Here is a 10,110-nt window from a genome sequence, read left to right on the forward strand (position 1 = left end):
AGGCCTGCGAGAAGGCCTTCAAGAGCTGGATCCACTGCGCTGGAGGTCTGGCACCATTCACCCACGACATGGTGGGAACGGCCTCATCCCTGCTGGATGAGGTGGAACAGCGATGGCAGTGACGGACTTCCCATCCCAGTACGCCCTCATAGCTGGCCAGTGGCCCGAGTTGCCCGAAGAGGCCGTGCGGGTGGAGCGCTTTGCCCTGGCTGATCCACGCACCGCCTGCTTCTACGCCCGTCGCACCATCGAACTGCTGGTGGAGTGGGTCTACGCCAACGACAGCCCGCTGCAGCGGCCCTGGGGGGAGCCCTCCCTGTCGCGGCTGTTCCATGCCTGCGACTTTCGCCAGCTCGTGGGTCCCCAGCTGCTGGGTCGCTTCAAGCTGCTCAAGGACCTCGGCAACGACGCTGTCCATCGGGCTGAACCCATCCGCACGGGCTCGTCCGTGCTGGCGGCCACGGAGCTCCTTCAGGTTCTCCGCTGGCTGGTCCTCGCCTATGGCCACGATCCCGATGCAGGGCCAGCAGCAGGGCAAGCTCTGCGCCGATGGCCTGGACGCACAGTATGGGCAGCGGCCCCTGATCTTCCTCTCCAACGGCTACCGCCATTGCCTCTGGGACGATCTCCGCTACTCGCCCCGAGAGGTGCAGGGCTTCTACCGGAAGGCCGAGCTGGAAAAGCTGATCCGCCGCTGAGCTCAGCGACAGAGGCTGGCATCGGTGATGGTGGACCCCCCAGATCGTGGAGCGCTACTACCAGCAGCGGGCGATCCGGGCGATCGGCGAATCCTTCGAACGGGGCCGCCGCAAGGTGCTGCTCGTGATGGCCACCGGCACCGGCAGGACCCGCACCGTGATTGCGCTTGCCGATCTGCTCACCGTTGCCACTGGGTGAAGCGGGTGCTGTTCCTCGCCGATCGCAATGCCCTTGTGCTCCAGGCCGAGCGTGCCTTCCGTCGTTTCCTGCCCGACTGCTCACCGGTGAATCTGGTGACCAACCGTGGTGGTGGTGGATGAGGCCCCAACCGCAGCGTCTACCAGAAATACGGCGCCATCTTCGCCTACTTCGATTCCTTGCTCTGGGGCCTCACCACTACTCCCACCTCGCCATCGCCATCTCGGTGGACATGCTCGACACCGGCATCGACATCCCCGAGATCGTGAATCTGGTGTTCTTCAAGCCGTTGCGATCCTGTACCAAGTTCTGGCAGATGGTGGGCCGGGGTACTCGCCTGTGCCCAGACCTGTTCGGACCGGGCCAGGACAAGGCGTGCTTCTGGATCTTCGACTGTTGCCAGAACCTGGAGTTCTTCCATGGCCAGGGCGGCAGCGATCGTGCCGCTGCTCCTGAATCTCTCAGCGCCCGCCTGTTCCGTGCCCGGCTCGCGCCCGTGACGGGGGTGGATGAGCTCATCACTGCGGCGGACGGAGACCGATCAGCCGAACTGCAGCCCCACCGTGAGCTCCTGGCGGAGTCCTTGCGCCGCCATGTGGCCGCCTGCCCCAGCAACAACTTCCTGGTGCGCCCTCACCTGGAGCTCGTCGAGCGCTTCGGCCAGCCTGGTGCCTGGAGCCAGCTCGATGCCGACGCAAGGGCAATGCTTCGACCTGCTGCCCTACATGCTGCAGTTGGCGCTGCTGCGAGGCGCTGCAGACTTTCCCAGGCGGCAGGGACAGGTGGCTTCCAGCCCCTGCCGATCAGCCAGGCCCACCTGGATCGGTTGGCGATGGAGCACATGGCCAGCAGGAGTGGAGCGTTGCAGGAACCCCGCCGACTGGCGCGGCCAAGGAGTCTGATCAGCTCCTGAGCCACCAGACCTCTGCTGCAGCCCCGCCGATGAGGTTCAAGAAGGCACCTGGCCAGAACAACCCGGCCAGCTCAGCCGCCGGGATCAGCGGCTCATCGCCAGCATCTTCTCGATCGGGGCCAGGGCCCGCAGCCGCAGCTCCTCCTCCAGCTCGATCGCCGGGGCCATCTCCGCGAGACAGCGCCACAGCTTCTCCAGCGTGTTGAGCCGCATGTAGGGGCAGGCGTTGCAGCTGCAGCCGTCGGCGCCGGGCACCTCATGGAACGCCTTGCCCGGCACCCGCTGGCGCATCTGGTGCAGGATTCCCGGCTCGGTGAGCACGATGAAGGCGGGCGCCTCACTCTCCGCCGCCCGGGCCAGCAGCCTGCTGGTGGAACCGATGAAGTCGGCCAGATCGAGCAGGTGCTGCTGGCATTCCGGGTGGGCCAGCACTTCGGCGTCCGGGTGCTCCAGCTTCAGCTGCAGCAGGGCCTGTTCGCTGAACGTCTCATGCACCTGGCAGCTGCCGGGCCAGAGGGTGAGATCCCGGCCGCTCTGGTTCTGCACCCAGCGGCCCAGGTTCTGATCCGGCGCGAACAGGATCGGCCGGTTCTCCGGCAGCTGCCGCACCAGATCCACGGCGTTGCTGCTGGTGCAGATCAGATCGCTTTGGGCCTTCACCGCCGCCGAGCAGTTGATGTAGCTCACCACGATGTGCTCGGGGTGCTCGGCCCGGAAGGCGGCGAAGCGATCCGCCGGGCAGGCATCGGCCAGGGAGCAGCCGGCCTCCAGATCCGGCAGCAGCACCGTCTTGCCGGGGTTGAGGATCTTGGCGGTCTCGGCCATGAAGTGCACGCCGCAGAACACGATCACGTCGGCCTCGGTGGCGGCGGCCTTGCGGGCCAGCTCCAGCGAGTCGCCGATGAAGTCGGCGATGTCCTGAATCGCGTCGTCCTGGTAGTAGTGGGCCAGGATCACGGCGTTGCGCTCGCGGCGCAGGGCCCCAATCGCCGCCGGCAGATCCGATGGCGGAGGTGGGCTCACGGCGCTGTGCTGCGGAGCACGGGCCGGAGTGGTCTGGGCGGCTGCGAAAACCAACCGGGATCCCCAACGGGCAGGATGTTCCAGCCTAGATAGTGGTGGATGGGTCTCCTGCGCCTGGCCGTGGTGGGGGATCCGCACGGCGCCTGGGATGGCAGCGACCATCACCTCCTGGACCGTGTCCGGCCCGATGCGGTGCTCGTGGTGGGTGACCTCAGCGACGGCCTGCCCCAGGTGCCGGCCCTGCTGCGCCGCCTCCCCCTGCCGGTGGCCTGCATCCTCGGCAACCATGACGCCGGCCGGGATGCCTCCGGCCGCACCCTGCAGCGCCAGCTCGCCACCCTCGGCGAGATCCACTGCGGCTGGGGCCTGAGGGAACTGCGGCCGCCCGGCCTGGCCGTGGTGGGGGGGCGGCCCGGCACCGCCGGTGGAGGCTTCCATCTCTCCCGCGCCGTGATCGCCGCCTTCGGGCCCCTCACCCTGCAGGAATCGGCGGATCGGATCACCGCGGCGGCGTTGGCGGCGGATCCCGCCCTGCCCCTGGTGCTGCTGGCCCACTGCGGCCCGGCGGGGCTGGGCAGCGACGCGGCCGACCCCTGCGGCCGCGACTGGAAGAAGCCAGCCTGCGACTGGGGCGACCAGGACCTCGCCCTCGCCATCCGCCAGATCCGCGAGCACCGCCCCGTTCCCCTGGTGGTGTTCGGTCACATGCACCACGCCCTGCGCCGGGGGCAGGGGGAGCGCCGCACCGTCGCCGTCGACCGGCAGGGCACCCTCTATCTCAATGCGGCCTTCGTGGCCCGCCACGGGCGCGATCTGGGCGGGCGGGAGCTGCGTCACTTCACCTGGGTGGAGCTCGACACCGACGGGCGGGCCGGAGCGGTGGTGCGGCGGGCCAGCCACCGCTGGTATGGCCTGGAGGGTCAGCTCCTCTATGAAGAAGTCGTCCACCAGCCGGGTCTGACCCGGTCGGTCTGTGCCCCCCGCTGACGGCGCCCCCCTGATGGCTCCTCGTTCCCTGGTCGTGCCGTGCTGATCTGTGCCTGCATCAGCGCCCATGGTTTCGGCCATGGATCCCGCAGCGCCGCGGTGCTCTCGGCCCTCCACCGGTTGCGACCCGACTGGCGCCTGGTGGTCTCCACCGCCCTGCCGGCTGACTTCGTCGCCACCGCCTTCGGGCCGCAGCCCCTCGAGCTGCGGCCCTGCCAATGGGATGTGGGGGTGCTTCAGGCGGACGCGCTCGGTTCCGATCCCGCCGCCACCCTCGTGGCGCTGGAGGAGCTCGAGGCCCGCCTGCCAGGCCAGGTCGAACGGGAGGCGGCCTGGCTGCGGGCCCAGGGTGAGCCGCTGCTCGTGCTGGGGGATGTGCCGCCGGCAGCCGCCCTGCTGGCCGGTCGGGTCGGCGCGCCGCTGATCTGGCTGGCCAGTTTCGGCTGGGAGACCATCTACCGCCCCTTCGGCCCGGCCTTCGCGCCCTGGGCCGAGAGCTGTCTGGCGCTCTACCGCCGCGGCGATCTGCTGCTGGAGTGCCCCCTGGGGCTGCCGATGGACTGGGGCCTGCCCCGCCAGCCGATCGGTCTCACCGCCGGGGAGCCCCGGCTGGACGCCGACGGGCTCGCACGCCAGCTGCGGCTGCCCGCCGATCGGGAGCGCTGCGTGCTGGTGTCCTTCGGGGGGCTCGGTCTGCGGCTGGATCCCGCCCTGCTGCGCCGCTGGCCGCAGTGGGTCTTCCTCGGCCATGACCCCCGCCTCGGCGAGGCCCCCAACGGGCGGGTGCTGCCGGCATCGGTGCGCCCCCTCGAGCTGATGCGCCACTGCGCCCGCCTGATCACCAAGCCGGGCTACAGCAGCTTCTGTGAAGCCCTCAGCCAGGACGTCGGCATCCACCTGGTGCACCGCGAGGGGTTCGCCGAGGCGCCGGTGCTGGAGGCTGCCCTGCAGCGCCACGGCTGGCACAGGCTGCTCAGCCAGGCCGATCTGCAGGCCGGCGACTGGCAGCTCGATCAACCGCTGCTGGGGCCCACCGATCAACCCCTGCCACGGCAGGGCGCGGCCGCTGCGGCCCAGGCGATCGCGGCCTTCGCCGCGGGCCTGGAGCTGGGGTGATCAGCAAAACGAATCGTTGACCCCGCCATGATCGGGGTTCCTGTTGTGCAAAACAGGCTGAATTCTGGCCCTGACAGTGATCTGAACCGTTCACGGTCGCCGTTGACACCAGTGGACGCTTGTTCGATTGGCACTGATGCCAACTGGCAATAGCGGTTCGATCGCCAAATTGCTGCGCATCCATTTGTTGTTTTCGCTTTTGGTTTCCCCTTTCGCCAAAACAACGCTCTGCGGACTCGGCGCCTGTCTCGCCAGCCTGGCCTCTCCCCTGGCCGTGTCCGCTGCCCAGCCCCCGACCCGGGCTGAGCTCCTCTCGCCGGCCCTGACGCTGCCCCATCAGGCCCCCGCTCGCCTCGGGGCTCCCCAGGTCCGGCAGGTGCGGCTTCTGCCCCAGCAACCGTCTGCCGCGGCTCGATCCACGGCGGTTGCCCTCTCGGTGCCCCTGCCGCCTCCCGCCCCCCGCATCTACGCCATCACGCCCGAGCGTCGCGCCCTGCTCAACACCATCCGCTTTGCGGAGGGCACCTGGGCCGGCGGCGAGGACATCGGCTACCGCATCATCTTCGGCGGCGGCCTGATGCCCTCCCTCGACCGCCATCCCAACCGGGTGGTGCGCACGGCCCGTTACGCCAGTGCCGCCGCCGGGGCGTACCAGTTCATGCCACCCACCTGGGCGATGGTGTCCAGGAAGCTCGGCTTCCAGCTCCAGGGTCCCGAGGCCTTCGGTCCCCAGGTGCAGGACCAGGCTGCCCTGTTCCTGATCCAGCGTCGGGGCGCCCTCCACCTGGCAGACCAGGGGGCCTTCACCCCCGACCTCGCCCATCGGCTGGCTCCCGAATGGGCCTCGTTCCCCACCCTCGCCGGCCGCAGCTACTACGGCCAGCCGGTGAAGCGCTACAACGAACTGCGCCAGTTCTACGAGCAGAACCTGGCCTATCTGCGGCGTCAGCTCGAGCTCAACACGCTCGCTGCCGCTCCCGAGCCCCCGCCCAAGCCTCCCTGCCTTCCGGAAGACTCGCTGCGCTGCCAACTGGAGGCCCTCGACGCGGTCGGGCCCCGCAGCAGCGGCGTCTGACCCTGGGTTACCGCGGGGCTCAGTCCTGCTCGGCCTTGATCCGGCTGCGCCCCACCGTGTTCTGGGCGATCAGGTAGGCGGCGGCGATCGCGCCTGAAAAGCCCAGGGCATTGCGGATCAGGGGCAGCAGGTCGTCGGTGCGGGTGACGATCGGAGCCACGCCGAAGACCCCGAACAGAATCACCCACAACGGCGAGAGCAGCAGCACCCAGGCCCACTCCACCGTGCGCCCCTCCTCGCGCGGATAGGCGGCGAAACCCACGATCAGTCCCCCCAGGATCGAGGTGGCCAGGGTCAGCACCCACTGTTCGGTCGGCAGGCCCGGCACGACCTGGCAGCCACCCCGTTCCAGGCAGGTCTCCACGGCGGCCAGGGCGTCGACGATGGCGCCGTCCTCACCGTGGTCACGCACGTAGTACTGGTTGCCGAAGCGGGTCTGCAGCTCCACCCAGTAGGTGCGCGGCATCAGCGCGAACAGGGCATCGCCGACGTTGAAGTTCAGCAGGTTGCCGCCGCGGGGGTCCGCCACCAGCAGCAGGCTCCGCTCATCGAGGTTCCAGAAGTCCCGAACCGCCAGGCCCGGGGTGCGCTCGTACTGGGTAAGGACCCGCAGCTTCCAGCCGGTGTCGGCCTCGAAGGCTGTCAGATGGGCCTCCAGCTCGGCCCGCTCCCCGTCGGTCAGCGCCTTGGCCAGGTCGATCACCGGGGTGGGGTGATCGGGCAGCAGGTCGGGGTTGTCGTAGGCGCTGGCGGGAGCGCCCCCCAGACCCAGTGCGGCACCCAGCAGCACCACGGCGGCCGCCAGGGTCACCAGGGCCCGCCCCAGGCGTCGAACCACGTGCCCCCGCCCGGTCGGAGTCCCGCCAGCCCTTGCCTCTGCAGCCATGCGCCTCACTCCGAGAAGATGCATTCTCCCCGAGCTGCGCTCCGGCCGTGACCGATCGCCTCGAGCCCCCCTCGTCGCGCCCCTGCGCCTGTCCGGACTGGCTGGCGGGGCGCCTGCGGGAGGCGGGCGGTGCCGTGCCGTTCGCCTCCTACATGGCCTGGGTGCTGCACGATCCCACCCATGGGGCCTACGGCGCCGGTCGGCTGCGCATCGGCCCGAGGGGGGACTTCGCCACCGCCCCTTCCCTCGGCCCCGAGTTCGCCTCCCTGCTCGCCCCCCAGCTCTGGGACTGGCTGGAGAGCCTCGGCCCCGGGCCCCTGGCCCTGGTGGAGACCGGCCCCGGCGAGGGCTCCCTCGCCCTGCAGCTGGCCCGGCACCTCGCCGCCCAGCGGCCCGATCTGGCCAACCGCACCACCCTGGTGCTCGTGGAGCCCAATGCCGGCATGGCCGAGCGCCAGCGGCGGCTGTTGCAGGCCTCCCCTCTGCCCTGCCGCTGGGCGAGCTGGCAGGAGCTGGCTGCCGCTCCCGTGCAGGGCGTGGTGCTGGCCCATGAGGTGCTCGATGCCCTGGCGGTCGAGCGCATCGTCTGGGACGGGGCGCGCTGGCGCCGTCAGCTGGTGAGCCTCGACGAGGCCGATCCGGCCCGGCCCCTGCTGCGGCTCGAGCCCGGAGAGCCCCTGGCGCCCCAGGCCCTGGCGCAACTCGATGCCCTGGGCCTGGCGCCTGGCACCCAGCCGCGCCCGCCGGGCTGGAGCACCGAGCTCCACCCCGGGCTGGGTCCCTGGCTGGCCGCCTGCGGTCAGGCCCTCAGGGCCGGTTACCTGCTGGTGATCGACTACGCCCTGGAGGCCCGGCGCTACTACGCGTCCCAGCGGGCTGCCGGCACCCTGATGGCCTACCGCGCCCAGCGTGCCAGCGCCGATCCGCTCCGCGAGCCCGGCCGCTGGGACCTCACCGCCCATCTCTGCATCGAGACGCTGCAGGCCGAGGCCGCCGCCACCGGCTGGCAGGTGCTGGGCCAGACCCGCCAGGGTGAGGCCCTGCTGGCCTTGGGGCTGGCGGAGCGGCTCTATGGCCTCCAGGGGGGCTCCGCGGCGGACCTGGCCGACCTGATGGCCCGGCGGGAGGCGCTGCTGCGTCTGGTGGATCCCCATGCCCTGGGGGATTTCCGCTGGCTGGCCTTCGGCCGCTCCCTCCCCCCGGGCCAGGCCCCTGACCCGTTGGCGCTCAGGCCCCGGTTCCTGCGGGAGCCGGCGGGGGCTGGTCCGCAGGACGGGCAGGGCTGAGCCCTGCTGGGCTTGCGCCCGAGCCATGGCTTGCCCCGGAGACATGGCTTGTCCCGGAGCCATGGCTTGCCTCGGCGAAGGCCCATCCCAGGGCATAGCGCTCCTTGGTGGAGCGTCGGTAGAGGGCGGTGAGGGGCTGCTGGCTCACCGCCTCGGGATAGGCCTGCCCCAGCTCCGTGGGCGGCCCCGGGCCCCGGTCAGGCCCTGCGTCCCACACGAGCACCGCCCGGGGGTAGGTCGCCATCAGCCGCCGCTGCTCGGCGGTGGGTTCCTCCCGCACGATCACGTACCCCCCGAACGAGGAGAGCTTCAGCAGGTTCGCGGCCAGCAGGGGTGTGCGCGTCACCAGCAGGGTCTGGGCGGGATTCCAGCCGTGGGCGGCGATGCGCGTCTCCAGCTGGGTGCTGAGGTGGTCGTAGGGAATCAGCTCCCGCGGCCCGCTGCCGGTGATGTCCGGTGCAAATCCGGGCAGGGCCCGCGCGCCCAGCACCAGGACCCCCACCAGGGCGACACCGCGACCGAAGGGAGCACGGCGCCGGAGCAGCAGGTCCCTTCGCGTCAGCGAGAACACGGCCAGCGGCAGCAGCAGCATCGATGCGGTGAGCCACTTGGCCTTGAAGAAGCCCAGCAGCCCCGAGGCGATCGCGACCATGGGCAGCCCCAGGGCCAGCAGTCCGGCCCGTCGGATCAGCGGATGGAGTCCAGCAGCGTCGCCTGCGAGCTCGTCCGGCTGCCCCAACCGACAGCCGAAGCAGAGCCCGACGACCAGCGCATACAGGGCGCAGGGCCAGTAGCTGGAGACCAGGATCTTGCCGGCACCGGCGAGGCCGAGTCCGCCCACCCTGCCGCGGGCCATGGCGTAGCCCAGGGGCTGGAAGGACTCCTGCCACAGCCACACCAGGTGGGGCAGGAGCACCGCCAGGCCGATCAGGATCGCGAGGAGAAAGCGCGGATTGAGGACGGCCCCGCGATGCTGCCGCGACAGCAGCGCCGAGCCGGTCAGGGCCGCTGCCGGAATCAGGTAGTTGTATTTCGAGAGCATCCCCAGGCCGAACAGCAGGCCCAGGACCCCATAGTCGCGAAGCCGCCGGGACGCCATCACCCGCAGGAAGGCCCAGGTTGTCCAGGCCGTCACCGCCAGCATCAGGACGGTGTGGGTGAGATCCTCGATGATCTTGGCGGAGAACTGGGGGATCAGCAGGGCCGATCCCGCCACGACCAGAGCGATGTCGGGCCCCCTCGGGTTGGTGGAGAGGGGGAACAGGCAGCGGGCTGAGGCGTACAGCCCGGCGTACATCAGCAGCAGGCAGGCGTACTTCACCAGCACGATGGCGGGGAGTCCCATGCCGATCAGCCGGGAGACCGCATGGACGCCCCAGTAGAACAGCGGTGGCTGGTTGGGATAGCCGGGCCTCAGATCCTCGGCGACGAGATACTGCTCGGCCTCGTCATACAGAAAGCTGTCGGACATGCCCAGCCGGAGCAGCATCGCTCCGAGCGGGAACAGCGCGAGCAGGGCGAGGGATCGTGCCGTTGTGAAGCGCGTCACGCCCATGGTTCTGCTGCCGCCCCGGAGGCTCCTCGCCTGAACACCATGCTGACCGACCGCTGGCTGACCGGCCGGATGGTGAGCTGCCGGATGGATAGCTGCCGGATGGATAGCTGCCGCAGCCGCGCTGTTGGCGTTTCAGGGCCGCGCCGATGGCGTTCCGGGGAGATTTTATTCAAGCCCGATGCCGCTACTGTCAGGCCTGCTCTGGGCCATCGCTCTGTTCGACACCTTCCGCCTGCTGGAAGCTCTGGTCCTGGGGGCCCTGCTGGCGGGGCTGTTCGGTCTGATCGCCCGCCGCAATCTCTTCCTCAAGGCCCTCGCCATGGATGTGATGGGCACGGCGTCCGTGGCCCTGTTCGTGCTGGTGGCCGCCCG

Annotated in this window: 10 protein-coding genes and 2 pseudogenes; 9 read left to right on the forward strand and 3 right to left on the reverse strand. The window is 70.3% G+C overall.

Going from position 1 to position 10,110, the window contains the following annotated elements; genetic code table 11:
* Positions 1-112: 112 nt before the first annotated feature.
* From ACLNEE_RS16155 to ACLNEE_RS16170, 4 genes and pseudogenes are all read left to right on the forward strand, one after another.
* Positions 113-427, forward strand: a pseudogene (locus ACLNEE_RS16155) (DUF4145 domain-containing protein); the annotation flags it as partial.
* Between the two features lie 73 nt (positions 428-500).
* Positions 501-698: a hypothetical protein gene (locus ACLNEE_RS16160; RefSeq protein WP_412007387.1), complete on the forward strand. Its 198-nt coding sequence runs from the start codon at positions 501-503 to the stop codon at positions 696-698.
* A 46-nt stretch (positions 699-744) separates the two neighbouring features.
* Positions 745-897 (forward strand): DEAD/DEAH box helicase family protein, encoded by a 153-nt coding sequence (locus tag ACLNEE_RS16165; protein ID WP_412007383.1) that lies wholly within the window; start codon positions 745-747, stop codon positions 895-897.
* A 232-nt stretch (positions 898-1,129) separates the two neighbouring features.
* The gene (locus ACLNEE_RS16170; protein WP_412007384.1) at positions 1,130-1,810 is read left to right on the forward strand and encodes a hypothetical protein; all 681 of its coding nucleotides are present in this window, start codon (positions 1,130-1,132) and stop codon (positions 1,808-1,810) included.
* A gap of 84 nt (positions 1,811-1,894) precedes the next feature.
* Here the strand turns inward: ACLNEE_RS16170 and nadA are convergent, their stop codons facing one another.
* The gene (nadA, locus tag ACLNEE_RS16175; protein WP_411422630.1) at positions 1,895-2,833 is read right to left on the reverse strand and encodes a quinolinate synthase NadA; all 939 of its coding nucleotides are present in this window, start codon (positions 2,831-2,833) and stop codon (positions 1,895-1,897) included.
* Between the two features lie 99 nt (positions 2,834-2,932).
* On the opposite strand from nadA, the gene ACLNEE_RS16180 reads away from it, so the two are divergent.
* The 3 genes from ACLNEE_RS16180 (at position 2,933) to ACLNEE_RS16190 (ending at position 6,011) form a co-directional block, all read left to right on the forward strand.
* Positions 2,933-3,820, forward strand: a complete 888-nt coding sequence (locus tag ACLNEE_RS16180; protein ID WP_411422573.1) for a TIGR04168 family protein — start codon at positions 2,933-2,935, stop codon at positions 3,818-3,820.
* Positions 3,821-3,859: 39 nt separating this feature from the next.
* Positions 3,860-4,936 carry a hypothetical protein gene (locus ACLNEE_RS16185; RefSeq protein WP_411422574.1) on the forward strand — a complete coding sequence of 359 codons (1,077 nt, stop codon included), beginning with the start codon at positions 3,860-3,862 and terminating at the stop codon, positions 4,934-4,936.
* Positions 4,937-5,135: 199 nt separating this feature from the next.
* Entirely contained in the window at positions 5,136-6,011 is an 876-nt protein-coding gene (locus ACLNEE_RS16190; RefSeq protein WP_412007385.1) for a hypothetical protein, read from the forward strand.
* A gap of 19 nt (positions 6,012-6,030) precedes the next feature.
* On the opposite strand, the gene ACLNEE_RS16195 is transcribed toward ACLNEE_RS16190, so the two are convergent.
* A complete protein-coding gene (locus tag ACLNEE_RS16195) occupies positions 6,031-6,849 on the reverse strand; it encodes a TPM domain-containing protein (RefSeq protein WP_411422576.1) in 819 nt (272 codons plus the stop codon).
* A 95-nt stretch (positions 6,850-6,944) separates the two neighbouring features.
* Here ACLNEE_RS16195 and ACLNEE_RS16200 point away from each other — a divergent pair, with 95 nt between their 5' ends.
* Positions 6,945-8,183, forward strand: coding sequence for a class I SAM-dependent methyltransferase (locus ACLNEE_RS16200; RefSeq protein ID WP_411422577.1), 1,239 nt, complete (start codon positions 6,945-6,947; stop codon positions 8,181-8,183).
* Here ACLNEE_RS16200 and ACLNEE_RS16205 read toward each other — a convergent pair.
* Complete coding sequence (locus ACLNEE_RS16205) at positions 8,125-9,732, reverse strand: glycosyltransferase family 39 protein (RefSeq protein ID WP_412007386.1); 1,608 nt, start codon at positions 9,730-9,732, stop codon at positions 8,125-8,127. The two genes, ACLNEE_RS16200 and ACLNEE_RS16205, sit on opposite strands and share 59 nt — an antisense overlap.
* Positions 9,733-9,916: 184 nt before the next feature.
* Here ACLNEE_RS16205 and ACLNEE_RS16210 point away from each other — a divergent pair.
* Positions 9,917-10,110: pseudogene (locus ACLNEE_RS16210) on the forward strand (hypothetical protein); the annotation flags it as partial.

The organism is Aphanothece stagnina RSMan2012, assembly GCF_046764815.1.
GTDB lineage: Bacteria > Cyanobacteriota > Cyanobacteriia > PCC-6307 > Cyanobiaceae > NIES-981.

What these genes read in the sequence shown, in the direction of transcription:
- ACLNEE_RS16160 (WP_412007387.1), top strand. Translation starts at nt 501, where the DNA reads ATGGCCACGATCCCGATGCAGGGCCAGCAGCAGGGCAAGCTCTGCGCC.
- ACLNEE_RS16180 (WP_411422573.1), top strand. Translation starts at nt 2,933, where the DNA reads ATGGGTCTCCTGCGCCTGGCCGTGGTGGGGGATCCGCACGGCGCCTGG.
- ACLNEE_RS16170 (WP_412007384.1), top strand. Translation starts at nt 1,130, where the DNA reads ATGCTCGACACCGGCATCGACATCCCCGAGATCGTGAATCTGGTGTTC.